Origin of the sequence: Lachnospira sp. CLA-JM-H23, from assembly GCF_040096425.1 — a bacterium.
Taxonomy (GTDB): Bacteria; Bacillota; Clostridia; order Lachnospirales; family Lachnospiraceae; genus Lachnospira; species Lachnospira rogosae.
On sequence record NZ_JBBMET010000006.1, the window covers coordinates 94,091 to 120,326 of the forward strand.

Genomic DNA, 26,236 nt, shown 5'->3' on the forward strand with positions numbered 1-26,236 from the left:
TGTGTATCCGTATTTACTAATTAAGAAGAAAGGTAAACGTATGAAGGAGAAGGCGGTTGGATTATGGAACAGGATTGCTACTAAAGAGAATAAGCAGATTGCGAAAAATGTTCTTTTGATTTTGCTTGTATCAAGACTATTTTATATATTTATTGGCTGTGTTACCAATTCAGCATTTGGCAATAATATTACATTTGCTAAGATGTTTCTTGGTGGCGATGCAGATTGGTATATTAAGATTGCTGAAAAAGGATATAGTCTTTCTGGAAGCATAAAGCCGGGAGATGGACAGGCTAACTGGGCATTCTTTCCTTTATTTCCAGTATCAATAAGATTGTTTAAATACATATTTTTCTTCCTTAATTATGCACAGGCAGGAATATTTCTCAGCTTAATATATGTGTATATAATGGGGATATTTCTTGTTAAGACAGTAAGGCTTTATAAGCCTGACAGATTAGGATATTTTGCAGTGGTTCTTGTCTATATGGGACCATACTCATTCTATCTTCATTGTGTATATTCAGAAACATTATTTATGATGCTTATTGCAGTGTTCTTTTACTATCTAAAAAAAGAAAAGGGCAATATTAATAATTACTGGATTTCAGCAGCTGCGGCTATGCTTGCAAGCTGTACAAGAATAGTTGGTGTTATACTTGTATTCCCGCTCGTATTGCAGATGTACCTTGATTTATATGAGGGCAGGATAACATTTGGAAAGCTTGGCAGTTTTATAGTACATATGTTTAAAAATCCAGTTAAGATATTGCAGGTATTCTTATGTCCGGCAGGCATATTTGTTAATATGATGCATCTGTATTATGTGACAGGAGATGCGTGGGCGTTCAGAAATGTGCAGGCAGCATGGAGAGAAGATGGTGCTGGCTGGATAGGTAATATGATATGGGATTTCTTTAATAATATATATGCAGAAAGATACTGGATTCCGCTGGTTATGATACTGGCAATAATCGTGTATGTATATATGCTTAAATGTAGATATTATTCAGAAGTTCTATTTGCTGTCATAACACTTATAATTCCTTTTACGGGCGGAGTTATGTCAATGTGCAGATTTATAGCTGGAAGTTATGTTGTATACATTGGTTTATATGATTATTTTGCAGATAAGAAAGACTTAAAGTGGCTGGCGGTATTTCTTGCAGTAGTTATGGAAGCATTTCTTATATGGTTATGGTTTACAGCAGGTGTCAACGCATTTACGGCGTAGAAAAGGAGAGTTGGGATGAATAATAAGAAAAAATGTATTAATATAATTGCATATATTATTGTTGTGATTCTTGCAGTGTTCTATCTTGCAACGCTTGTGCTTGGCAGTAAGCTTGATGTATCAGATGAATATAAGCTTTACTATGTAGATGGTGAATTGTCTAAGTGGCCGGGTGAAAATGGTCTTGACTATTACTTTGGTAATACAGAGATATATGATATATCAAAGCTTGAAGAATATAAAAAGTTATTAGAAGAACAGAAGCTTTATGGCGATATTATAACAGATGATGAAGAAGAGGCTGATGAGGTTAATGAGGATAGTGTGGAGTCTAACAGAGATTCTGCCATTGATAAATATTTCCAAAAAATGTTAGCAGCAGAGAATAATTATGTATCAGAAGATGCTGATGATAATTCTACAGCTGATAAAGATGAGGATAAGACAATAGCCTCTGCATTGAACATTCCTTACAGATACACAAAGGGTTTCTATTCACTTCATACAGGGATATATACTAATAAAGGTAATGAGGCAGCACTTTATTACAGATTTGTAACAAGAGTTGAGAAAGACATTGTGCTTGAAGTGTATGGTGCAAGCTATAATACAGATACTAAAGTATATGCTAATGATGAATATATTGGAACTATAACTGCATATAATGAAACAGAGGGAGCGGTTAAGTACCATAAGAATGAATATGGTGACAGGGAAAGAGAAGATAAGGTGAATGATAACCTTAATACTTTAAAGATACCAGCAGATATTGTAGGAAATGATGGTATTGTAAAGATATCTTTCGTGCCAGAAGAAACTGTTAATATATATGATTACACATCAGCTATTAGCAATGATAATTTTAAGAAGTATAAGGGATTTCGTATTACTTCGGTTAATATGTTTTATTAATTAATAAATATTGTAAAAAACACTTGCCAAGATAAGATATATATGATAAAATGCAAAAAGTTTCCTGAGTTAGCAGACTGACTTAGGAATTATGGGTGGATTCCCGAGTGGCCAAAGGGGACAGACTGTAAATCTGCTGGCACTGCCTTCGAAGGTTCGAATCCTTCTCCGCCCATTCTACATAATACTGGCTTGCAGGCAGTAAAGTGCAACTTAGGCTGCACCAAGTTTGGATTATGTATTAAGATATACCAAAGAGCCGGTGTGGCGGAACTGGCAGACGCACAGGACTTAAAATCCTGCGGGACTTATACTCCCATACGGGTTCGATTCCCGTTGCCGGCATAGGACTTCCTACAAATGAGTAGGAAGTCTTTTTTGTGTAATAGGAATTCTTTATTACACAAAAGGCACTATGTGCCGATGATGCACACCCACACTAATCTGTAGTTAGACGCAGATGACCGTGCATGGTGTTGGAATGTGCTTTGCACATTTTTGTATTAATAATCAATTTGTTGTTTAGAAATGAGGGTGCAATGGTAGAATTAGATGGAATGTTATCCATAGTAATGCCAGCATACAATGAGGAAAAATTAATATATCAAAGCATAATGAAGACACTTGATATAGTATCAGGCTTTGTCAGGGAAATTGAACTTATAGCTGTTAATGACGGAAGTAAGGATAATACCAAGGCGGAGATATTAAGAGCGGTAAGAAAAGACAAAAGAGTAAGGCTTGTCACTTCTGATAAGAACAGAGGTAAAGGTAATGCCATAATATCGGGCGTGTCGCAGGCTGAAGGAAAGTATATTGCATTTGTTGATGCAGATCTGGAACTTAATCCGGCACAGCTTGAGGGTTATCTTAAGAAAATGCTTGATGATAACGCAGATGTTGTTATCGGGTGTAAATTTCATAAGGGGTCAAAGCTTAAATATCCATTTAAAAGAAAAGTAATAAGTATGTGTTACTATATAATGCTTATAATATTATTTCATCTTAATGTAAAGGATACTCAGACAGGACTTAAGGTGTTTAAGGCAGAAGCTATTAAACCGGTAGGACACCTTATAAGAACGTCAGGCTTTGCATATGATATAGAGCTGCTTGTGGCGGTGCATAGAAGGGGCTTTAAAATAGCAGAAATGCCAGTTGAGGTTGTCTTTGTAAGAGATAAGGGTGCTAACAGAATTGGAATGAAAGATTGCGTAAGGGCATTTGTGGATACATGGGCAATATTTGGAAGAGTGTATTTTAAGCATTATTATGATTAATAGTCAGTATAATATTACAATAAATAAATTCAGGCATTTATGTGTGAATTGGTGGACTTAAGAAAAGAGGAATACAGTTGAATAAGTTTAAAGAATTATTAGAAAAAGCAGGAGATTTGCAATTTATAAAAAAAGCAAAAGATTACATTGCACTTCATAAGATAGCGGCAGTAACAACGGCAACAACTGCTGCGGCAGGAGAGAATATAAAGAGTGGTCTGTAATGGTCAGACAGTGAAATTACAATTAAATAAACTATAAGTATGCTTTAGTGATTTCTGCATAAAATAATTCTGACAGATAAAATGTTACATTTTTTGGTGAATGGAGGAATTATGACAGGAAATATTAAAGTGAATTGGAAAAGGCTGATTTTAGCGATGATGATAAGTATAGGAGCAGGAGTAATATCGTGGCTTCTTACAGGTAATTCAATGGAAATCTACAGAGATTTGAATAAACCTGTACTATCACCTCCTGGTCAGCTTTTTCCTATTGTATGGACAATTCTTTTTATACTTATGGGACTGGCATCTTATATTGTATGTGAGACAAGGGATGATGACAGAACAGAAGCACTGATATTATATGGAGTACAGCTTGTAATCAATATAGGCTGGTCAGTTATATTCTTCAACTTTGGTGCTTTCTGGCTGGCGTTTGTATGGCTTATGATATTGTGGATTTTAATAATATTTACAATATGGAGATTTTTTAATGTTAATACAGTGGCAGCGTGGCTTATGGTTCCATATCTTTTATGGGTAACCTTTGCAGCATATCTTAATATTGCGGTTGCGATTATGAATTAATCAGATGCTTTTGGTATTAGGTGTTAATTAATGTAGTCATTGCGTAATTTTAATGTAATAATTTCGCAATAAATTCAAAAATAGTTAACATATTGTTAACAATTTAAAGCTGTATAAGTGGTATAATTACAAAAATCTGCACAGTAGTAAGCATTAATGGAAAGAATTACCGGATTGTAAGAGTAGTGCAGATAATAGATGAAATATACAAAAAGTACAGTTTTACTGTATTTATTCGTTGGAAATGAGGAACGGAATGAAAAAGGCATGGCCACACATAAAATGTGTATTATTTATCGTTGTTCTGGCAGTGGTTATACTTGTGTGCGATTATCTGTTTGCTGAGAGCGGATATATACGTTTTGTGTTAAATGATGTGAACAGTTCAAATGAGAGCTACGACACAATAGTGCTTGGAGCTTCACATACAAGATGTAGTATAGATACAGAATATCTTGATAAATATATGAATGTTAATTCGTTTAATATGGGAATACCAGGAGAGACGGTTGATGATTTCTATTATGTATTGAAATCAGTTGTCGATTCAGGTAATAATGTTAAACAGGTAATTGTGGATGTAGACTATTACTATTGGATGAATGGGCAGTCCCAGAATCATTTTTCCAAGTCATTTATATACCAGCAGATGAAAGATACTTGGGTTAAGGCAGAATATCTGTGGAATAACAGGGCTGAACTTGATATAAGAAATGTATTTTCAAGAAGGCTGACCTGGAAATGCACGATAAAGAAGGCAAAGACTAATATTGCACTTAAAAAGACAAAAGAATATAAGAATTATGATATGTCAGCAGGACTTGATACAGATGGATATTTTGCAACCGCAGGTGGTCCATATCTTGGAAAAGGATTCTGCTACAGATATAGAATCAATGAAGTGCCAGGTAATCCATCATATGTTAATACAATGAAAGGAAATGCTGCTAAAAGCCTTGATAAAACAGTTATATCACAGTTTGAGCGTTTTCTTGATTATTGTAATGATAATGATATAAAGGTTGTATGTGTGTCAACACCTATAACACCAGATGCATTTAAGGAAGCACAGGTGGACAGGGCGTCCGAAAAGCTTAAAGAATTATTTGATAGCTACAATATTAAATATTATGATTTTAATAAGACGCTTATGTCTGTGCTTCCAAGAGATGATTCGGGTTATGTGGATACAGAAGGACATATGTATGGAGAACTTGCTGTTAAATATTCAGATGTATTAGCAAAAGTACTTGCAGATGATGCAGAGGGAAATGTTAATGAGGAAGAATATTTCTACAAGTCATATGAAGATATGTATGAGACAATGAAAGACGATTATGAGGCGGCTACAGGACTTGAGTGGAAGTCTTATTAACTGCCATATATATTATATGAAAATACATAGGAATGGAGAAAGATATGTCATTTACGACTTTTGAGTTCTTTCTGTTTATAGCAGCGGCAGTTATTATATATTATGTGATACCTAAAAAGCTGCAATGGATATGGCTTCTTATAATAAGTTATGTATATTATGCTTCTTATGATATCTCGACAGTGTGGATGTTATTACTGACAACATATGTTACATACAGGGGCGGAATTCTTCTGGACAGATTGAATGAGCAGAAACCGCAGGACGGAATAAGCAGGGAAGAAAAGAAAGATTTCAAGAAAAATATTGTCCGTAAAAAGAAAAAAATAGTACTAGCTATGGTACTTATAGCGTTTGGAATGCTTGGGATTATGAAGTATACCAATTTTATGCTTGGAAATATAGATGCAGTTTTAAGACTTTTTGGAAGTGGAAAGCAGATAGGAGTTCTTAATCTGACACTGCCGCTTGGCATATCGTTTTATACATTCCAGTCAATAAGTTATGTTGTTGATGTATACAGAGGCAAGCATAAGGCTCAGGGCAATTTCTTTAAGCACGCATTATTTGTTTCATTTTTTCCGCAGCTTTTACAAGGACCGATTGGAAGATATGAAAGACTTGGAAGCCAGTTGTATGAAGGACACAGCTACAATTTAAAAGAATTGCAGTTCGGTGTCCAGAGAATACTATGGGGCTTTTTTAAGAAAATGGTACTTGCTGACAGGGTAAATGCGGCAGTCCTTCTCATATTCCATAATTACTGGAATTATGGCGGATGGTACAATGTGTTAGGAGTGCTTCTTTATAGCATACAGCTTTATGCAGATTTCTCCGGTGGAATTGATATTGTCATAGGAATTGCACAGATGTTTGGAATTACAATGGATGAGAATTTCAGACAGCCATATTTCTCACGCTCAATAAGTGAGTTCTGGAGAAGATGGCACATAACGCTTGGTACATGGATGAAGGACTACATATTCTATCCATTTTCTTTATCTAAGAGTATGGCTAAATTCGGCAAGTGGAGCAAGAAGAAATTTGGTAACAATGTTGGAAAGCTTCTTCCTGTAGGACTTGCTGACATTTTGGTGTTCTTTGTTGTAGGTGTATGGCATGGAGCAGCGTGGAAGTACATAATGTATGGTATATATAATGGCGTAATTGTTGCAGGAAGTGGAATGTTAGCACCTGTATATGCAAAGATACAGGAAAAGCTTCATATCAATCCTAAGAAATGGTGGTATCAGGGCTTCTGCATTATAAGGACATTTATTCTTGTCAATATAGGCTTTTATTTTGATATGGCAAATGATTTAAGAGCTGCTAATGCTATGTTGGTACAGACAGTTACAAAGGCACATATATCACAGCTTTCAATGGCGGCTGTTAAAGCTGTAGGGCTTACAAGTCAGGATTTGCTAATTGTTATAGCAGGCTGTATTATTATATTTGTTGTCAGTCTGTTAAAAGAAAAGGGGATTAACATAAGAGAAACAATAGCATCATATAATATTGTAATAAGATGGATTATATATATAGGATTTATAATGTTTATACTTATATATGGAAGTACAAGCACAACATCAGATTTTATATATGCTAATTTTTAATAATTACAGTAAATGAGTGGCGAAAATCAGGTTATAGCCGCTTATTTGCTGTTTTTTTGTTGTAGTGACAATTATTGTGGGAGGTGGTATAATAATATATGAATGCCTAAGTGGAGCATTTTCACATTTATTCTGTTCATAACGGAGTAGATAGTGAAGGCACACATAAAGTGTTCTTATTTTAAGGTTTGGTACGTTAGTAAGAATATTATATCAGGAGATGAATATGAGTAATAAAGATGACGGGCTTTCACAGTTAGTACAGGATGTGATTGACGGAAAAGCTGAGAAAAAGGAACTATGCAATAAGATTTACAAAGAGGTATACGCTTTAGCATACCCTGTATATCAGAACGAAGAAAAGAGTATGACCCAGGCAAAGAAGGCACTTATTGAGATATGTAAGAGAATAGGTGATTTTAACCTTGAAAGAAATATTCATAAGCAGGTTGCAACAATTGCATCTGCGTTCTTCTTTACAAGTGTGGTAAGTGAGAATGCAGAAGAATTAAGGAATAATGCACCAACAGGAGAATATGAATATACTCATATTAAGGATGATGAAGAATTCGTTACATATATGAAGCAGAAGGCAATAGCCTTCAGAAGCCCTAAGTCATTTGACCAGCAGGAGGAGAGCTTTAGAAATTTATCAGAGATAGAAATGTCGCTTACAGAATTATACGCTTATGAGATGCTTTCTGTTGATGCGATTGAGAGCGTAACCGATGTTGACAGTTCTTATATAAGCGGCTGGTTAGCAGGCATAAGAAGTTATGTATTAGGTTATGAAACAGCTGGTAATGCCGATAATAATGATATGGCAGCAGTCGCTGATAATGATTACAATTCATTAGATGAAAGTGATTATTCTGATGAAGAGTATGATGACAGTGATTATGGTTATGATGAGAATAATAATAATGATGATTATAGAGAAAGAGAAGCTGTAAGTTCTGTATACAGAAAAACAGGAAAAAGATTAAAGGAAAATGCTGTTACAATATTCATTAAAAGACTTTTTCCAGCACTCACACTTCCGGCAAGAATGATGGTTTCATGGATTGCAGGTGGTGTAATAGTTATTATTCTTATTATTATTCTTGTTGTATCAGTTAAGGCTGGCAAGAGCAATAAGAAGAGTGCTTCTTATGAATACCAGAATATGCAGTATACAACAGAACAGGCTGCAACGAAGAATAATAAGAAGAATGAGGCGGCAACAGCTTCAACTGAGGCAGGCACAGAAGAACAGACTACACAGAAGCAGACTGAGAATGTAACACAAAGTACTACTGGCAGCAGTTCTAATAATACAACCAATAGGACAACAGCTAATACATCTGATGATGATAGCATCACAGGAAATACTAGTTCAGATAATAGTGGAAGCACAGACAATGATACCAATGGAAGTGGTGACACAGGAAGTACAGATAACGGAGCAAGCGGAAGCGGCACTACAGGCGGAAGCACAGATAACGGAACAAGTGGAAGTGGTGACACAGGAAGTACGGATAACGGAACAAGCGGAAGCGGTACTACAGGCGGAAGCACAGATAACGGAACAAGTGGAAGCGGTACTACAGGCGGAAGCACAGACAGCGGAACAAGCGGAAGCGGCACTACAGGCGGAAGCACAGACAGCGGAGCAAGCGGAAGCGGTACTACAGGCGGAAGCACAGACAGCGGAGCAAGTGGAAGCGGCACTACAGGCGGAAGCACAGACAGCGGAGCAAGCGGAAGCGGCACTACAGGCGGAAGCACAGACAGCGGAGCAAGCGGAAGCACTACTACAGGTGGAAGCACAGATAACGGAGCAAGTGGAAGCAGCACAGGAAGCGGCAGTTCAAGCAGTTCAGGTTCATCAGACACAGTTAAATCAGCAGCTTCTGGTGTATCAGCTAATTAAAATGATGGGCAAAAATAACAATTATGGAGGAACATTTGCATGAAGTGTGTAATTCTTGCAGGTGGAAGTGGCGATAGTTTATGGCCATTGTCCAGAAAAAATTATCCTAAACAGTTTATGAAATTTAAGGAAGGCCGTTCACTTTTACAGGAAACGGTTGTTAGAAATCTGCCTTATTGTGATGAATTTATTATAGTAACTAATGAGGCATATAAGAATATTGTAAACGGACAGATGAAGGCGTTCCAGAGCCTGAAATACAGAGTTATTCTTGAGGGCACAGCTAAGGGCACAGCAGCGGCAATTATGCTTGGAACAATGTTTGCCAATCCAACTGAATTTGTATTAGTTGTTAATTCAGACAATTTTATTGATGGTGATGGATACAAGGATGCCATCATAGGAGCTAAAGAGATAGCAAAGAAAGGCGTAATTGCGGCAGTTGGAGTTAAGCCTGAATATCAGGCGAAGAATCTTGGATATATCAAGAGAGATGGCAATGATGTAATTAAGATATTATCAAATGTTGATTTTGATGATGCAACATCTGAGATTGCAGACTGCTATTCATATGAGGAGGGGTATCTATGGAATAGTGGAATACTTGTGTTCAGGGCAGGTGATATGGTTAATATCACAAGAAAGAAATGTCCTGAATTGTATACAGCCTGCCGTACAGCTAAGAGAAAAGTTCCAGCTATAAGAAGGGCTATACGTTTCTCAGAAAATGTAATGAAGGACATAGTTACAGGAAGCATAGAAACACTTGTTCTTGAACACTGTGACAATCTCAAAGTAGTAGAGGCTGACATTTTATGGAAAGATATCGATAATGTATGTGATATTGAAATGCACCATAGTGATGATAAGCCTGACAATATAATTAAGAATGACTGTAGTAATATATCAGTAATTAACAACGCGCAAAGACAGCTTGTAGTTGCTAATGACTTAAGAGATATGGTAGTTGTCAATACAGAAGATGCTGTATACATTTCATCAAAGAAATCTGCTGATAATATTAAAGAGATTATTAAAGACAATCTTGACCAATATGAAACATACTTTGATTATAATCGTATCTCCTATAGGGAATGGGGTATACACGAGCTTCTTAATTATTCTAATGGTTATAAGGTTAAGAAGGTTACAGTATTTCCAGGAATGATGATGAATCTTCACCAGCATGAATTAAGGGCAGAATACTGGTCAGTTGTTGAAGGTACAGCTACTATTACAATAGGTACAGAAACTAAAGATTACCATAAGTATGAGAGTATATTCGTGCCAATCGGTGTTAAGCATAAGGTTGCTAACAAGACAGACTCTAATGTTGTCATTATAGAGGTTGGAATTGGTGATTCAATCCTTGATAATGATATGGTTAAGATATATGGACAGGATTCATCAGATAATGGCGGCAATTATGTAAGAAAAGATAATTGTCCGATTGTCAAGCTTGACCCGGCATTTAAGGATAACCTCTGGGGCGGTACTAAGATAAGAGATGTATATGGCAAGAAATGTGATTATGATGTCATAGGAGAAAGCTGGGAGCTTTCTGCACACCCAGACGGACAGAGCCGTATTGCAGAAGGATATTATAAGGGTATGCTCTTTAATGATTATCTTTCAATAATTGGCAAGGAAGCATTAGGCTGGAAATGTCAGGCACAGGACAGATTCCCAGTACTTATAAAGTTTATTGATGCCAAGCAGGCATTATCAATACAGATACATCCGGATGATGAGTATGCACTGGAGAACGAGAATGAATATGGAAAGAACGAAATGTGGTATGTGCTTGATGCAGAACCTGGTGCATATCTGTATTGCGGACTTTCAAGAGCTTCTTCTAAAGAAGAGATAGAAGAACGTATAAAGAACAATACAATAACAGAAATTCTTAACAAGATAGAGGTTAAAAAGGGTGATGTTGTTATGGTAAAGGCTGGCACCATCCACGCGATAGGTGCAGGTATATTTATATGTGAAATACAGCAGAATTCTAACTGCACATACCGTATGTATGATTATGACAGACGTGACAAATTCGGTAATCCGCGTGAGCTTCACATTGCCAAGTCATTAGATGTCGTTAATCCGGTTAAGTATGAGAAGGATAACAAATGTAATGTTATGCTTGCACATAATGAGCATTATATGTCAAAGCGACTTGTACAGTGCAAGTATTTTGAAGTTATCAAGTATGAAATAGAAGATGAAGCTAAGATACCAGTTGATGAAGCTTCATTCCTGTCAGTAATTGTAATTGACGGTGAAGGAACAATTATGACAGATGACAATGACAAGGAACTTAAGTTTAAGGCTGGAGAAAGCTTCTTTATTAATGCAGGCAAGAGAAATGTTGTCGTAAATGGCAGATCAACCTGTATAATTACACATGTATAATCAGATGGGAACGGAGGATTTGAATGAATAACAGTTCTGATAAAAAGGGAAGAAAGATAGCTTCATATCTTATTCCTGGAATTATAACACTACTTGTTATGATATTTGTTCTTATTGTAAAGGGAATATGGCCTTTTGGAAGTAACAGAATAGATTTATTTGATAATATGCAGCAGGTTGCTCCACTGTATGCACATTTGTGGGATGCTATGCATGGTGATGCAAGTGTGTGGTTTGACTGGTATACAGGACTTGGAACTAATGTGAGTATGAGTATATCAGCGTTCTCAATGTTCAGTCCATTTAACCTGCTTTTATATCTATGTCCAAGAGATTATATATTGGAATTCATATCAATTCTTACACTTGTTAAGATGTTTGTTATGTCAGTTACAATGTATGCATTTCTTAATAGAAGATATAAGAAATTAACATATAAGACTAAAGTTATATTTGCACTTGCATACACATTTTGTGGCTATGTGCTTTTATATGCTTCATGTTTTACACCTTGGATGGATATAGTTGCTTTATTTCCACTTCTTATGATGTCTTTAGATGTTATGGAAAAGACAGGAAAGAAGTTTTTCTATATTCTTATGCTGGCATTGTTATTTGTTATTAACTATTATATCAGTGCAATGTCAGTTGTATACATACTCCTTGCCGGTGGAATGTATATTATATTCAGATGTGATAAAGAAGAGAGAAGAAAATGTGCGTGGAACTTAGGGATAGGTACATTTACGGGAATTGGACTTTCAGCCTTTGTGCTTCTTCCGGTATTCTCGCAGCTTTCACAGTCACAGAGAACCGGTAACTCATTAAGCCTTGTACAGCAGTATATGTCATGGATTTCTAATCCGACATTCAGAAGCTTCAGTCTTGGCGAATTTGAAAGAATAATGATGTTCTATGGTATGGGAATATTCCTTGTGCTTATATTTACAGGCATACATAGAAGCAGAAAGTTACCGCGGTATAAGATGGATATAGATTTAAGAAAGCGTAACTGGTATGCAGTATCACTCTTTGCAATAATGGTTATTCAGGCAGTTGCAGAGGGTACTAACATTATGTGGCATTTTGGTTCATATAATGGATATACATTAAGAAATGGATTTATTATAGCATTTACATTCATATGTCTTGCAGCAATGTATGCAGATACTATAGTTGCAGATAGCAAAGAAGATAAAAAGAAGAATATAATATTAAGTGCAGTGTGTGTGGTAGTATGCGTTGCATTTGCACTTGGATATAAGTATATTCCGGTTAATTCCTACGAGAGGGCATTTGTATTTTTTATAGCAGTATTCGCAATTATGCTTGTTGCGCATATAATTAATGTAATAGTTAGAAAAGACGGATATGGAATTAACAGTATTATAAGATTAATGGCTGTTGAGATAATTATAGGTGCCATCGCTATGACAGGTCCACCTAAGTTCTATACTTATACGCCATATCAGTATGGAGATTATGTACAGCTTGCAGTGGAAGCGGCTAATAATCTTGAAATAGCCTCATCACCGGTAGACAGAATAACTAATCCGGATTTAAGCTTTAATGCCAACTACCCTCTTGTTATGAAGAGAGGTGCAATGTCAAGCTTTACGGCAGCTCTTCAGAAGGACAGCCAGAAGCAGACAGTAAGATGGGGACATTCAAAGTATTTCCTCTGGATGCTTGATTCAGGTAATACGGTATTCAGCGATGCTCTTATACACATTACGGAGGCTGTTAATGTCAACAGATTAGACAGTTCATTGTATACACTTAAGAAGGTTGGAACTGATGGCTGTCAGTATAAGCTTTATACAGCTAATTACCAGCTGCCATTTGCAATGGTTACAGACTCATCTGTAAAAAATGTAGATTTTAACAAAGATTTTACTAAGAATGAAGCAACAATGTCTGTAGAGTCAGAAGATTATAATGATAATAACTGCTCAAAGGACTGGATATATATGCACAATATTATGTATAGTGCATTAAGCCATGATTCAAGTGGTATTGTTACGGAATATGGTACTCTTACAGATACTAAAGAGATTACTGTAAATAATAATCATGTTGCAGAAGATAATATAGCTTCTGATAATCTGGAAGATTACAGAACAACGCAGAATAAGCATATCATACAGACTTATAAGGATTCTGTAACAGGAACAAAGGCTGTATATATGAGTGTAACTGACCGTAATATAGGCGACTCGGATGCCAATGTATCTAATCTTTTCAGAAGTGTAAAGATAACTGTTAATGGTAAAGAGATTGCAATACCGACAATAGGGAATGTAAAAAATAAGTATTACACAACGGATTATAATAACGGACTTATATATCTTGGAACATTTTATGATGAAGATATTGAGGTTCAGGTAGAATATACAAGACCATATGATTCAGCAGGTAATGCAATCACGGATAAGTCGATTGTCACAATCGCAGGAATTGACCTTAATAAAATGCAGTCACTGTGCGATAAATACGCTGATAAGCAGAGTGATGTAACATATACTAATAACTCAGTTACTATAAAGGTTGACGGAAGCGGTAATGATAATTATGCAATAATTCCAATCATTAAGAGTGATAACTGGACAGTTACAGTTAATGGAGTAAAGTGTGATACAGACGAGATTGCTGGAATATTTACAGGAGTTAATATTAATGACGGAAGTAATGAGATTGTATTTACATTTAAACCATCAGGAAGAAACGCAGGAATAATTATATCTTTGATTATTCTTATTGTTATGATAGTTCTTATGGTTATTGACCATAAGAGAGGGATAAATGTTCCTCAGTGGTTAGGAATGTGTGCAAGTGGTGTATATCTTGCAATAATTGCAGTGCTTGCAGTTGTTATGTTTGCAATTCCACTTGTTGCCAGCGTGATTGCGAATATACAGTATATATTGTAATAACAGATATTGGGGTTGTGAATGTTTAAAGCAGTAGCAGGATACTATAAAGATAATGAACAGTTAAGGCTTTTGGTGAAGATAATAGCAGTATGGCTTATTTCAAGGGCAGTTATGCTTCTAATGGTTCCGGTGATGAATCTTATTGCTGATGAGCCGCACCAATGGCTGTATTATATGAATCCGTGGGATGCAGAGTGGTATAAAGGGATTGTGGAGAATGGTTACCAGCCTCCTAAGTCATCAGGTATGGCAAGCTGGGCTTTTTTCCCGCTATACCCTCTTGTGTGTATGGCAGTAAGACTTGTCACAATGGGAAGTATAGATACATATGCCGTTGGAATGACAGTTTCCAACATATGTATAATTATAGCAGTGTATTATGCGGTTAAGTATGCAGATATAGAGCTTGATATGAAGAAATATAATAAAAAGACAGTTGAGGATATTATTATATTTCTTATGCTTGCAGGACCATTTGCCGTGTACTATGGTGCTATGTATACAGAAGCACTATTCATATTGTGTGTTATACTCTGCTTCTATAACTCTGCCAGACATAATTATATGGCGGCAGGAATAGCGGCGGCGATGGCAAGTGCAACACGAATTGTTGGCTGTATGCTTGTGTTTGTGCTTATAACATATATGTTTATGGAGACCTGTGCAGAGTGCAGGGCTAAGCATAATTCAGAAATGAAAGATAATAAAGAAGCTGGTATAATAGATAAGTGTATGCTTACAGAAGAAGCTGGTATTCTGATAGCTGGAAATATAAGCTTAGCCAGTGTTATAAGAACTTTTATTAAAAATGTCATAAAAGAACCAAAGAAGCTTGTGGCTATTATGATAAGCCCTCTTGGCATATTCATATATATGAATTATCTGAGATACTTTTGTGGTGATTCGTGGGCATTTTACCACGTCCAGAGAGCGTGGAGGACACAGAAAATGTTTCCGGTAATCGGAGTGTTGTTTAAGTCGTGTACAGGGCAGCTCTCAGCGGCATCAGGAGTTAAGACACTCAATGGAATAATACTTGGCTGGCTCTGCGTTATAACACTTATGCTTTATGCAGCGATGATAAGAAAGAAGCATTATGCACTTGGAATATTTGGAATAATAGTACTTCTTATTCCGCTTACATCAAGCGTTATGAGTACGTTGAGATTTATAATGGGTTCATTTGTAATATATATAGGAGTGGCAGAGATAATCGCAGGCTGTAACAGGTATGTACGGTATGGAATAATTACGTTGTTGTCTATAGTTGAGATTGTTGTAATATCGGCATGGTACTTCTGGGATGGTCTGCTTATGTGAAAAGACTTGCTATCTTTATATATTGGTATTATAATTAACACGCTTTTTAAATTACAATTATATATACTGGAGTTAATCTGGTATAAGAATATTAAAAGGAGAAAATATATGTTATCAGTAGTTGTGCCTACATTTAATGAGGGAAAGAATATTAGAAATCTGGTGACACAGATAGATGATGCACTTAAGGGAATTGATTATGAAATATTATTCGTAGATGATAGTAAAGATAATACACCTGATGTAATCAGGGAAGTAGCTAAGGATTTTCCACAGATAAGACTTGAACACAGAACAGGTGAAACAGGTCTTGCAACAGCAGTTCTTAAGGGATTTGAACTTGCCAAGGGTGAGTATATGGCTTGTATGGATGCTGATTTACAGCACCCACCAATTGTACTTAAATATATGTATAAGGCTATGGAAAGCGGTGCTGATTTCTGTATACCAAGCCGTCTTATACCTGGTGGAGATGACGGTGGACTTAACTGGTACAGAAAGTTCGTATCTGGCACAGCAAGAAAGATAGGACAGTGGATGCTTCCTTGTCTTAGAAAGATATCTGACCCAACAAGTGGTCTTTTTATGTTCAGACGTGAAGTGATTGAAGGAGCAGACCTTCAGCCAATTGGATGGAAGATTATGGTCGAAGTTCTTGCAATGGGTTCATATAAGAAGGTAGTTGAAATTCCATATAAGTTCCAGCAGAGAACAGAGGGCGAATCTAAGCTTTCAGGTAAGGTTACAATGGAATATTTAAAGCAGCTTAAGGATCTTAGAAAGAGATACAACAAGGCTAATAAATATGAAGTGGAAATCTGGTCAACAGAAAAGATGATGGCAGAATAAGCTTTTGTAACTGGAAGGAGTAATAATGGGTAAGTATTTTGGTACAGATGGATTTCGTGGTGAAGCTAATGTAAACCTTACGGTTGATCACGCATTTAAAGTAGGAAGATTTCTTGGCTGGTATTATGGCAGGGATAAAGAGGATGGCAAGGCTAAGATTGTAATAGGCAAGGATACAAGAAGAAGCAGCTATATGTTTGAGTATTCATTAGTTGCAGGTCTTACAGCCTCAGGAGCTGATGTTTATCTTTTGCACGTTACAACAACACCAAGCGTATCTTATATAGCAAGAACAGAAGATTTTGACTGCGGAATTATGATATCTGCAAGCCACAATCCATTTTATGATAACGGAATAAAACTCATCAACAGCAAGGGTGAGAAGATGAGAGAAGATGTCATAAGTGAGATTGAGAAGTATCTTGATGGCGAACCGGAGAACATACCTTATGCCACTAAAGAAAATATAGGCTGTACAGTAGACCATACTGCTGGACGTAACAGGTATATGGGTTATCTTATGAGCCTTGCAATATATTCATTTAAGGGTATGAGAATAGGTCTTGATGCGGCTAACGGAAGTGCCTGGACACTTGCAAAAGCAGTATTTGACGCACTTGGGGCTAAGACTTATGTGATTAATGCCAGTCCAGATGGTACTAATATTAATACTAACTGTGGTTCTACACATATAGAAGGCTTACAGGATCTTGTTAAGAGGGAACATCTTGATGCAGGCTTTGCATTTGACGGCGATGCCGACAGATGTCTTTGTGTAGATGAGAATGGCAATGTTATAACAGGAGACCATATATTATATATTTATGGATGTTATATGAAAGAAAGAGGAAAGCTTATAGACAATACAGTTGTTACAACAGTAATGTCTAACTTCGGACTTTATAAAGCATTTGATGCGGCTGGAATAGATTATGCGAAGACTAAGGTTGGCGATAAGTATGTATATGAATGTATGGTTAATAACGGATATCGTCTTGGCGGTGAGCAGTCAGGACACATCATATTCAGCAAATATGCAACTACAGGTGATGGCATAATAACAGCACTTAAGATGATGGAGGTTATGATAGCCAAGAAGATGACGCTTTCACAGCTTGCAGCTTCACTTCAGATATATCCACAGGTGCTTAAGAATATCCGTGTATATGACAAGACAGCAGCACAGGACGATACAGATGTTAAGGCGGCAGTTGACAAGGTAGCAGAAAGTCTTGGCAATGATGGACGAATTCTTGTAAGAGAAAGCGGAACAGAGCCGGTTGTAAGAGTTATGGTTGAGGCTGGCACTCACGAAGAATGTGAGAAATATGTTGATGATGTAATAGCAGTAATCAAAGAAAAAGGTTATGCGGTAGAATAAATTAACGACCCTGTTAATAAGATGATAACAAGTCTTATTAACAGGGATTTTTTATGGGAAGTTATCAGCAGTTTAAGTATAAGAAGCATTTTATTAGGAAAAATGTCTTTATGAGAAAGCATATGTTTCTTAACATCACAGCTGTAGTGGCACTTATGCTTGCAATAAGCTTTTGTATGGCGTGTTCAGGTGGTCAGGCAGATAATCACGAGAAGATTGACTATACAGTTGTTGAGAACGAAGATTTACCAACAGAATTAAAGAAGCTTATAGACAATAAGAAGCAGTCCACCTTAAGACTGACTTATACAACAAAGGACTATACCTATATTGTTGCAGGATATGGAACTAAGGAGACGTCTGGATACAGCATAAGAGTAGATGATGTATATGTGAGTGGTAATGCGGTATATGCAGATTTTAAGCTTATAGGACCAGCAGAGGGAGAGCAGGTAAATGAAGTAAGCACAACTCCATATATTGTGTTGAAATATGAAAAACGTGACGAGTCAGTAGTGTTCAAGATGTAGATTATAATATGCAGATGAAATATTATAGATTAAACGATATATAAACACTTTGCAGTCAGATTATTAATAAAAGAGAATAACAGCAGATTAAGTAATATGCTTAGGAAAGAGTGCATATATTGAATAAGAAATGTATATTGGGAGGTCTGTTGTGAATCTTAAACACGAAAATATTCACGAATATGTTATAAAATGTACTAATACAACCCAGATTACTCTTGATGATGATTTTAATGTTATGGATAGCAAACCGGATATTGATTTAATTGTCAAAGAATGGGGAATGGCAGTAGTTAACGGTGTGAGGGTTAATCAGGATAAAGCCCAGATTGACGGAACACTTGTATTTGCGATTATGTATACAGGAAGCAGTGAGAACGATAAAAGATTTATACCGGTAAGAATGGATGGTTCACTTAATTTTCTTGAAAATGTCAATCTGTCGTGTGATGCTACAGGGCTTGATGTAAATTGCAAGGCACAGCTTGAGGATCTGACAATTAAATCCATTAATTCAAGAAAGATAAGTGTAAAGGCAATTGTGGCTTTGACGGTAACATGTGAGGAGATTAAGAATATTTCCATATCAACAGGAATTGAGGACGGTGACTGTAACGCAGAACTTTTGTTAAAGGATTTTGAATATGTGCAGGCTGACGTTAATATGAAAGATAACTTAAGAATTAAGGAAACTGTGTCAGTTCCTAATGGAAAGGCAGATATAGGAAGTCTTGTATGGGACGATGTAGATGTAAGAAATGTCAACACAAGAATGACAGAGGATGGACTAAGTGTAAGCGGTGAGCTGAATGTATTTATTATGTATATTGCTGATGATGAGGCAGGACAGGTGCAATGGTATGAAACAAGCACACCATTTACTGGAATAATAGATGTGAGCGGAGCAAATCCTGATGGAATATCGTATGTTGGTTACAATGTAATAAGTAAAAATGTAGAGGTAAGACCGGATTATGACGGCAATAACAGGGATGTTGCTGTTGAGCTGGTACTTGATATGGATATTAAATCTTATGAGGAGTGCAGTCGCAATGCTATGTGGGATATGTATATTCCGGGCTTTGATGTTGATATTAAGCAGGAAACACAGCAGTTAAAGAAGCTTATTATAAGAAACAATAATAAATGCAGGGTTTCAGGTAATGTCAAGGTAGAAGATTACATTAATCTTATGCAGATAGTCAATGCAACGGCTAATGTACAGATTGACAGTTACGAATGTATTCCTGAGGGAATAGAGATAATGGGTGCTGTGATAGTTAATATATTCTACATAACTTCTGATGATAATTCTCCAATGGGAAGCATTAATTCAGTAATTCCATTCACAACGGTAGTTGAATTAAAGGAATATAATAAGAATCTGATAGAATATACGATAAGACCGTCAATAGAACAGCTTCAGGCATCAATGAACAGCAGTGCACAGATTGAGGTTAAAGCAGTAATCGCATTGGATACGATTTGCTTTGAGCCATTTAATATTAATGTCATTGACGAGTGTGAGTGCAATAAGAGAGAAAATGTTGATTATTCGGCACTCCCTTCAATGGTGGGTTATATATCTGACGGTAAATGCACAGTATGGGATATAGCCAAGAAATATGACACAACAGGGGATTTGATGAGGGAGGAAAACAGCACTATACAAAGACTTGTTGATTCGGATATAATTCCAGCAGGAACAAAGCTTTTACTTGTGAGAAAAGCAATGGTATAATATGACTACTTCGTAGTCACTTAGAAGTTTCTTCGAAACTTCGGATGTATTCATAAGGATTGCGTGAATTAGAAATGGAGATTAATATGAAGAATAAAGTACCAATGATTAACATTATCATTATTGCATTATTTAATTATGTATTCCTTGGTACAGAATATATGTATGATAATATGATGTTATATGTTATAAATTCAAATGGAGTAGTAAATGCACAGAATTATATTCTGGGTGTAAGTGTCGCCGGATTTCTTATGTATCCGTTGTTAAAGCGTGTATACAGAAAGAATAATAATATGCTGTTACTGCACATATTTAAAGTATGTGCAGTAATAACTGGCATAATATGTATAGCAGTTATGGGTACACACAGCTCTTATGTCTCAATATTCATAAGCGGTTGTGTATTCTTTGCTATAATGGGAATTGTAGGAAGTGCCGTGCACTATTCACTTGCAGTTAATATAAGCAACTATTCTATGCCGGTATCCTATGCGATAGGAATTGCATATGCACTTGGAGTGCTTATACAATTTATTGCTAATAATATCGTTAATAATAACTTAGCTGAAAGTATAATGCTGTGCGTGGGGCTTATAGTGCTTGTGTATTACGGCTTTGGAACTGACAGCATGGCTGCTAATAGTGCCAGAGCAGCTGATGGAAGAGCTTCGTATATTGTCTATAAGAATGAGAAAACGGCAGGGATAACGCTTATTATTATAGTTGCACTTATGACTTGTATATTTTCAACACTTGATAATGCCGTAACACTTGTACACGCGGAAGGAAGTGTTGATATTGGACAAACACCAAGAGTTATCCTTGCTGTAAGCGGTCTTGTTGCAGGATATGTGTTTGGAATTAATAAAGGAGCGTTTATTAATATTATTATGTACTGTGTCACACTTCTTTCAGTTATGTGTGTGGCAGTAATAGAACTTGGTGGTCCGTTTATGATAGGACTTGTTGCATTTTATATGTCGGCTGGATTTTTCGTTGTATACTTTACAACAATGTTTATTCAGTTCTCATACAATACAGATATTCCAGAATTATGGGCTGGAATGGGCAGGGCAGTCAATAATGCAGGAGCAGTTATAACAAGCTTTACATCAGTACTGCTTTTATCAAGTGCAAACACAATGATAATAAGCGTTGTCGCACTTGTTTTATTTGCATTAATAAGCGTTGCTATTTATGCTTATTCTACACAGCTTGTAATTAGTGTTAAAGAGCCGGTTAGTACTGAACCTGCTGTAAATTATAAATTAGAAAGATTTGTTCAGGCATATTCACTTACAGAGCGGGAAAAAGAGGTTCTTCAGGTATTAACAGAGTCGGACGGAAATGTATCCGAACTTGCCAGCACGCTGTGTATGTCAAGGTCTGCATTGTACAGGCACATTTCAGCTATCAATGAAAAGACCGATACAAGTTCAAGAATAGGACTTATACAGTTCTACTATTCGTGGAGTGAGAATTAGATTATCAATTAAAGAAAATAAAAAGGCAGGAATATGAGAAACTTTAAGTTATTGCTTAAGAGGTTCTTACTTTCCTGCCTTTGTTATTATAATATTATTCTGTGTTGGTTATGATTTATTCTGTGTCAGTTGATGTCTTCTTGGAAGCAAAATAATCATCGAACTTGTCCATAACAGCACTGTATGTATTCTTGCTTATGTCTGGAAGTTCTTTGCCCCATGATTTGGTTGCAAGCTTAAAGCCTTTTTCTACAGCGGCTTTCATCTTTTGCATCTTTTCTTCATCATCACCAGCAAGAGCCATTGCAAAATCAAAGATTCTTGATGATGTCTGTTTAACTCCCCAATATCCGTCCTCTGAAATATCTTCTTTAGCCTTGGCAATTGTATCAGCATCTGCTGTGAAGTTGCCGCTGGCAAGTACTTTCCACATATCATCAGCAGTTCCGATTGTAATTCCCTGCTTTTCAAACATCTTGCTTACGAGTGACTGTAACTGCTGCATACGATTGTCAGAGTCAGCTTTTAACTGTGCTACTAAAGAAGGATTGGTTGATTTTGATGTAGCAGATGAAACAGTCTGGCCTTTAGAAGATTCATAAGTGGCAGCAGTATCTGAATAATTATTAGCAGAAGCTGTTCCTGATGTCTTGTTGTCTTTATTAGTCTGGCTGGCTGTTGAAGCATAGCCTGTGTAATAAGAATTAACTCCGTTTAATTCCATATTATTCCTCCGTTTCTGTGCATACGCACAATTTGTAATAATTAATAGTTAAATGCTTATAAAAGCAATCTGATAAAACCATCCGTGGCTTTATATATATAATCGGCTGTTTGTAAGGCTTTATTTACATATGTTCTTTATTTTTTCTGTATTTATTAGGTGAAATACCCTTGGTACGCCTGAAAGCATCGCCGAAATAATTACTGTCATTAAAACCACACTCAAATGCAATATCAGTTATTGATTTGTTAGTGTTAAGAAGAAGTTCGCAGGCGTGTTGTATGCGGACATTTATTATATATTCTTTAAAACCAAAGCCGGTAACGCTCTTGAATTTCTTTGAAAGATACGAACGGCTGAGATTGAATTTTTTCGCCACATCTTCAAGTATAAGCCTTTCGCTGTAATGGTTGTAAATGTAAGTTGCAACCTCCTGCATAATTCTGTTATTAACGTCAATCTCTTTTATTACATTTTCTTCATAATTCTTACAACGGGTTATAAAAAGCATAAGCTCGGCGAGTGCAACGCTTACAAAGCCGGGAGATAAAGGATCCTGTCCTTCATTTTCAAAGAGGAGCTTTTCAAGAAGGCTTTCTATATAATCTCTTCGTTTTTCTGGTATTGAGATAACACCTGCCTGCATAACATCAGACACGATATCCGTGCCGACAACATTGTTGAGCCATTCTGTGACGGTTGGCTTAAAGCTTATTACAATTCGCTCGTGCATACCTTTTCCTGTATAATCAGTCTTGTGGATTGTTCCGGCAGGGACGATTACAATATCTCCGTGGTGGAATTTGTATATATTGTGGCTGATAAATGCCGTACATTCACCGCGGGCAAGATAAAAAAGTTCGTGAAAAGGGTGTGAGTGAACCTTTTTAGCTTTAAATGCCGAGCGTTTAATTTTTTTGATTTCAAAATTCTTCTGCATATCCTGTATCATATTAAGCCTCCAGTGTAAAAAAAGTATTTATAAAAATACTTATGTAAGAAATTAGGATACATTTTCTGTAAAGTTAATTAAATAATAGTATTTATAAGTGGAAATCACTGTTTTTTATGCTAATATATTATATAAAAAAGAGAAAAAATGCAATAGATTATTGGGAAAGAAGGGATTAAATATGGCACGACCAATAAGTGCTGGCAAGAGAGATATGATTCTTAACGGGAATCTTATCAGGGCAATTCTTACATTGGCAATACCAGTTATGATTAACAGCTTTATACAGTCAATGTATAATCTTACAGATACGTTCTGGCTTGGAAAGATAGGAACAGCTAATCAGGCAGCTATAACGCTTGTGTCACCATTCCAGAATATTCTTATTAACTTTGGAGCAGGCATAACGACAGCGGGTGCTATTCTTATATCGCAGTACCTTGGTGCGAAAGAAGACAAACAGGCGAACTCTATGGCTAATCATATATGTATAACATCGCTTGGATTTTCGGTTGTATGTGCATTTATATGCTGGCTTGTGTCACCAGGACTTGTAAAATGGCTTGGTGCTGAGGGTGAAATATATAGATATGGACTTACATATATAAGAATTGTAGTGTTAGACCTTCCATTTCTTTTTATGATTAATCTGTTTACTTCGGTCAAGCAGGCACAGGGCGACACAGTAAGACCTCTGCTTCTTAATATACTTGGGGTATCTATCAATCTGATACTTGACCCATTATTCCTTGTTATATTCAACTGGGGAATAGGTGGTGCGGCACTTGCTACACTGCTTGCTAAGATACCGAGTGCGATTATTGGAGTTCTTGTACTTAGGGGAAATAACCAGCTTGTCAGAATTAACTTTAAGAACTTCAAATTTGATAAAAATAAAGTGCTTGCTATATTAAAAATTGGTCTGCCAACTGCAATAGGTGGAAGTACAATGCAGTTCGGATTTCTTCTTATGACTAAAAATGTTAATGCCTATGGTCCGACAGCTACAACAGCTTATGGTATCGGTAATAAGATTAACAGTATTATTACAATGCCGGCAAGTGGAATAGGCTCTGCAATATCTACAATAGTCGGTCAGAATATGGGTGCAGGCAATATTAAAAGAACTGATAAGTCATACCATATTGCACTGAGAATAGGAGCTGTATTCTTATTCATATGTGGAATGATACTTTCAAGAAGATTCATAGCAGAACCAATGGTAAGATTTTTCACATCAGATGAACAGGTAGTGCCTCTTGCGACACAGTTCCTGTCAATTATGGCAATATGCTGCTGGACGAATGCATTTTATAATGTAACGCAGGGGTTATTTCAGGGCTGTGGACATACCATGATAACAATGGCAGTTGATGCGACAAGAATATGGATATTCAGGTTCCTGACATTGTGGGTATGTGCTAATGTGCTTGGAATGGGCGTTGAGAGTGTGTGGTATGCGGTAGTTGTAAGTAATGCCACATCAGCATTGATACTCTACATACTCTATTGGACAGGAATATGGAAGAAATCAACTATTAAAATAGAAAAGACACAGGATGAAGGCAATAATTCAGACGAAAAGGTAAAGTCTCTTAATGAGGCTGATTCAGATATAAAAGTTTCTTCAAATATACAGACAGTTAATTAATCAGATTACAAGTAAATATTGTGCTCCCTATAAATGTTCCCGAAGCCAGCCGGATTGTTCTGGTTTCGGGAATTTTTTGTTAATAAAAATGGCATCATAGTTATATATAATTCATTCTGCAGGATATATTTTCTGGTGATTAGTAATAATCATATGAAATTGAAAGTATGTACTTGATTTTGTACAATCTGTTTTATATAATAGATGTATGTATACAATATTGGAGATATGAATATGGACTCAATTAGATTAAAGGCACGTGCCAAGATTAATCTTGGACTTGATGTGTTAGGAAAGAGAGATAATGGATATCACGATGTAAGAATGGTTATGCAGACAGTAGGTATATATGACCGTCTTATAATTAATAAGATACCAGAAGACGATATAAGGATTGATATTAATCTTAAGTTTCTTCCGGTTAATGAGAATAATCTCATATATAAAGCATACAAGCTTATGAAAGATGAGTATGGCTTTTCGGGGGGAATAGAGGTAGACCTTAATAAGTTCATACCGATAGCAGCAGGTATGGCTGGAGGAAGTACAGATGCAGCTTCTGCTATGTTTGCTATCAATAAGCTGTTCAATCTTGGACTTTCTAACAGGGAGCTTATGGAGCAGGGAGTTAAGATTGGAGCTGATGTTCCATACTGTATTATGAGAGGAACTGCACTTGCAGAAGGGATAGGAGAGAAGCTTACAAGACTTGCACCTATGCCATTTTGTCATATGGTTGTAGCAAAGCCACCTATTAATGTATCGACTAAGATGGTGTATGACAGTCTGGATTCAGGTGCAATCACAAAGCATCCTGATATAGATGGAATTATAGAGGCAATTAATGAGGGCAGTGTAATAAAGATTGCCGAGCGTATGGGCAATGTGTTAGAAGATGTGACTATTCCGTTGTATCCGGTTATAGATAAGATAAAGAAGGATATGATAAGTCAGGGTGCATACAATGCTATGATGAGTGGAAGTGGTCCTACAGTATTTGGAATATTTCCTGATGAGCAGACAGCACTTAATTGTAAAGAATATTTAAAGCGTCAGGGAGATGCAAGACAGGTATATATAACAGAGACATTTAATTAAATTACTACACGGAGGAT

The 26,236-nt window shown here is 36.4% G+C and carries 20 protein-coding genes and 2 tRNA genes; 20 read left to right on the forward strand and 2 right to left on the reverse strand.

The features are described from left to right. The first annotated feature begins 40 nt into the window (after positions 1 to 40). The 18 genes from WMO42_RS09040 (at position 41) to WMO42_RS09125 (ending at position 21,794) form a co-directional block, all read left to right on the forward strand. On the forward strand, positions 41 to 1,234 hold the full coding sequence (locus WMO42_RS09040; RefSeq protein WP_022502371.1) for a hypothetical protein: 1,194 nt from the start codon (positions 41 to 43) through the stop codon (positions 1,232 to 1,234). A 15-nt stretch (positions 1,235 to 1,249) separates the two neighbouring features. After that, a complete protein-coding gene (locus WMO42_RS09045; RefSeq protein ID WP_022502372.1) occupies positions 1,250 to 2,146 on the forward strand; it encodes a hypothetical protein in 897 nt (298 codons plus the stop codon). Positions 2,147 to 2,239: 93 nt separating this feature from the next. After that, a tRNA-Tyr gene (locus WMO42_RS09050) sits at positions 2,240 to 2,321 on the forward strand. A gap of 83 nt (positions 2,322 to 2,404) precedes the next feature. Next, a tRNA-Leu gene (locus WMO42_RS09055) sits at positions 2,405 to 2,491 on the forward strand. A 194-nt stretch (positions 2,492 to 2,685) separates the two neighbouring features. After that, complete coding sequence (locus WMO42_RS09060; RefSeq protein WP_349192089.1) at positions 2,686 to 3,426, forward strand: glycosyltransferase family 2 protein; 741 nt, start codon at positions 2,686 to 2,688, stop codon at positions 3,424 to 3,426. Between the two features lie 77 nt (positions 3,427 to 3,503). Further along, positions 3,504 to 3,650 (forward strand): hypothetical protein, encoded by a 147-nt coding sequence (locus WMO42_RS09065; protein WP_349153796.1) that lies wholly within the window; start codon positions 3,504 to 3,506, stop codon positions 3,648 to 3,650. Between the two features lie 111 nt (positions 3,651 to 3,761). Continuing rightward, a complete protein-coding gene (locus WMO42_RS09070) occupies positions 3,762 to 4,238 on the forward strand; it encodes a TspO/MBR family protein (protein WP_349192091.1) in 477 nt (158 codons plus the stop codon). A 256-nt stretch (positions 4,239 to 4,494) separates the two neighbouring features. Continuing rightward, positions 4,495 to 5,613, forward strand: a complete 1,119-nt coding sequence (locus WMO42_RS09075; protein ID WP_022502375.1) for a hypothetical protein — start codon at positions 4,495 to 4,497, stop codon at positions 5,611 to 5,613. Positions 5,614 to 5,657: 44 nt separating this feature from the next. Beyond that, the gene (locus WMO42_RS09080; protein WP_055176871.1) at positions 5,658 to 7,229 is read left to right on the forward strand and encodes an MBOAT family O-acyltransferase; all 1,572 of its coding nucleotides are present in this window, start codon (positions 5,658 to 5,660) and stop codon (positions 7,227 to 7,229) included. A 226-nt stretch (positions 7,230 to 7,455) separates the two neighbouring features. Further along, positions 7,456 to 9,141 carry a hypothetical protein gene (locus tag WMO42_RS09085; protein WP_349192092.1) on the forward strand — a complete coding sequence of 562 codons (1,686 nt, stop codon included), beginning with the start codon at positions 7,456 to 7,458 and terminating at the stop codon, positions 9,139 to 9,141. A gap of 39 nt (positions 9,142 to 9,180) precedes the next feature. Beyond that, a complete protein-coding gene (locus WMO42_RS09090) occupies positions 9,181 to 11,553 on the forward strand; it encodes a type I phosphomannose isomerase catalytic subunit (RefSeq protein WP_349192093.1) in 2,373 nt (790 codons plus the stop codon). A gap of 23 nt (positions 11,554 to 11,576) precedes the next feature. Next, positions 11,577 to 14,483 (forward strand): YfhO family protein, encoded by a 2,907-nt coding sequence (locus WMO42_RS09095; RefSeq protein WP_349192095.1) that lies wholly within the window; start codon positions 11,577 to 11,579, stop codon positions 14,481 to 14,483. A gap of 21 nt (positions 14,484 to 14,504) precedes the next feature. Continuing rightward, positions 14,505 to 15,806: a hypothetical protein gene (locus WMO42_RS09100; RefSeq protein WP_055176880.1), complete on the forward strand. Its 1,302-nt coding sequence runs from the start codon at positions 14,505 to 14,507 to the stop codon at positions 15,804 to 15,806. A 108-nt stretch (positions 15,807 to 15,914) separates the two neighbouring features. Further along, positions 15,915 to 16,655, forward strand: coding sequence for a polyprenol monophosphomannose synthase (locus WMO42_RS09105; RefSeq protein WP_022502381.1), 741 nt, complete (start codon positions 15,915 to 15,917; stop codon positions 16,653 to 16,655). 25 nt (positions 16,656 to 16,680) lie between these two features. Then, positions 16,681 to 18,036, forward strand: coding sequence for a phosphoglucosamine mutase (glmM, locus tag WMO42_RS09110; RefSeq protein ID WP_022502382.1), 1,356 nt, complete (start codon positions 16,681 to 16,683; stop codon positions 18,034 to 18,036). 53 nt (positions 18,037 to 18,089) lie between these two features. Then, complete coding sequence (locus tag WMO42_RS09115) at positions 18,090 to 18,566, forward strand: protease complex subunit PrcB family protein (protein ID WP_349192097.1); 477 nt, start codon at positions 18,090 to 18,092, stop codon at positions 18,564 to 18,566. A gap of 151 nt (positions 18,567 to 18,717) precedes the next feature. Beyond that, positions 18,718 to 20,307 (forward strand): DUF3794 domain-containing protein, encoded by a 1,590-nt coding sequence (locus tag WMO42_RS09120; RefSeq protein ID WP_055176890.1) that lies wholly within the window; start codon positions 18,718 to 18,720, stop codon positions 20,305 to 20,307. 86 nt (positions 20,308 to 20,393) lie between these two features. Continuing rightward, positions 20,394 to 21,794: a LuxR family transcriptional regulator gene (locus tag WMO42_RS09125; protein WP_349192099.1), complete on the forward strand. Its 1,401-nt coding sequence runs from the start codon at positions 20,394 to 20,396 to the stop codon at positions 21,792 to 21,794. 115 nt (positions 21,795 to 21,909) lie between these two features. On the opposite strand, the gene WMO42_RS09130 is transcribed toward WMO42_RS09125, so the two are convergent. Further along, the gene (locus WMO42_RS09130; protein WP_055176896.1) at positions 21,910 to 22,518 is read right to left on the reverse strand and encodes a hypothetical protein; all 609 of its coding nucleotides are present in this window, start codon (positions 22,516 to 22,518) and stop codon (positions 21,910 to 21,912) included. A gap of 124 nt (positions 22,519 to 22,642) precedes the next feature. Further along, positions 22,643 to 23,470 carry a helix-turn-helix domain-containing protein gene (locus WMO42_RS09135; protein ID WP_055176898.1) on the reverse strand — a complete coding sequence of 276 codons (828 nt, stop codon included), beginning with the start codon at positions 23,468 to 23,470 and terminating at the stop codon, positions 22,643 to 22,645. A gap of 181 nt (positions 23,471 to 23,651) precedes the next feature. Between WMO42_RS09135 and WMO42_RS09140 the strand changes: the two genes are divergently transcribed. Together WMO42_RS09140 and ispE are read left to right on the forward strand one after the other, a co-directional pair. Next, complete coding sequence (locus WMO42_RS09140) at positions 23,652 to 25,121, forward strand: MATE family efflux transporter (protein ID WP_082421656.1); 1,470 nt, start codon at positions 23,652 to 23,654, stop codon at positions 25,119 to 25,121. Positions 25,122 to 25,355: 234 nt separating this feature from the next. Continuing rightward, on the forward strand, positions 25,356 to 26,219 hold the full coding sequence (gene ispE, locus WMO42_RS09145) for a 4-(cytidine 5'-diphospho)-2-C-methyl-D-erythritol kinase (RefSeq protein WP_022502389.1): 864 nt from the start codon (positions 25,356 to 25,358) through the stop codon (positions 26,217 to 26,219). Positions 26,220 to 26,236 lie beyond the last annotated feature (17 nt).

Excerpts from the sequence above, each read along its gene's own strand:
- WMO42_RS09040 (WP_022502371.1), top strand. The coding sequence starts at position 41 with ATGAAGGAGAAGGCGGTTGGATTATGGAACAGGATTGCTACTAAAGAG.
- WMO42_RS09045 (WP_022502372.1), top strand. The coding sequence starts at position 1,250 with ATGAATAATAAGAAAAAATGTATTAATATAATTGCATATATTATTGTT.
- WMO42_RS09060 (WP_349192089.1), top strand. The coding sequence starts at position 2,686 with ATGGTAGAATTAGATGGAATGTTATCCATAGTAATGCCAGCATACAAT.
- WMO42_RS09070 (WP_349192091.1), top strand. The coding sequence starts at position 3,762 with ATGACAGGAAATATTAAAGTGAATTGGAAAAGGCTGATTTTAGCGATG.
- WMO42_RS09075 (WP_022502375.1), top strand. The coding sequence starts at position 4,495 with ATGAAAAAGGCATGGCCACACATAAAATGTGTATTATTTATCGTTGTT.
- WMO42_RS09080 (WP_055176871.1), top strand. The coding sequence starts at position 5,658 with ATGTCATTTACGACTTTTGAGTTCTTTCTGTTTATAGCAGCGGCAGTT.
- WMO42_RS09085 (WP_349192092.1), top strand. The coding sequence starts at position 7,456 with ATGAGTAATAAAGATGACGGGCTTTCACAGTTAGTACAGGATGTGATT.
- WMO42_RS09090 (WP_349192093.1), top strand. The coding sequence starts at position 9,181 with ATGAAGTGTGTAATTCTTGCAGGTGGAAGTGGCGATAGTTTATGGCCA.
- WMO42_RS09095 (WP_349192095.1), top strand. The coding sequence starts at position 11,577 with ATGAATAACAGTTCTGATAAAAAGGGAAGAAAGATAGCTTCATATCTT.
- WMO42_RS09100 (WP_055176880.1), top strand. The coding sequence starts at position 14,505 with ATGTTTAAAGCAGTAGCAGGATACTATAAAGATAATGAACAGTTAAGG.
- WMO42_RS09105 (WP_022502381.1), top strand. The coding sequence starts at position 15,915 with ATGTTATCAGTAGTTGTGCCTACATTTAATGAGGGAAAGAATATTAGA.
- glmM (WP_022502382.1), top strand. The coding sequence starts at position 16,681 with ATGGGTAAGTATTTTGGTACAGATGGATTTCGTGGTGAAGCTAATGTA.
- WMO42_RS09115 (WP_349192097.1), top strand. The coding sequence starts at position 18,090 with ATGGGAAGTTATCAGCAGTTTAAGTATAAGAAGCATTTTATTAGGAAA.
- WMO42_RS09125 (WP_349192099.1), top strand. The coding sequence starts at position 20,394 with ATGAAGAATAAAGTACCAATGATTAACATTATCATTATTGCATTATTT.
- WMO42_RS09130 (WP_055176896.1), bottom strand. The coding sequence starts at position 22,518 with ATGGAATTAAACGGAGTTAATTCTTATTACACAGGCTATGCTTCAACA.
- WMO42_RS09135 (WP_055176898.1), bottom strand. The coding sequence starts at position 23,470 with ATGATACAGGATATGCAGAAGAATTTTGAAATCAAAAAAATTAAACGC.
- WMO42_RS09140 (WP_082421656.1), top strand. The coding sequence starts at position 23,652 with ATGGCACGACCAATAAGTGCTGGCAAGAGAGATATGATTCTTAACGGG.
- ispE (WP_022502389.1), top strand. The coding sequence starts at position 25,356 with ATGGACTCAATTAGATTAAAGGCACGTGCCAAGATTAATCTTGGACTT.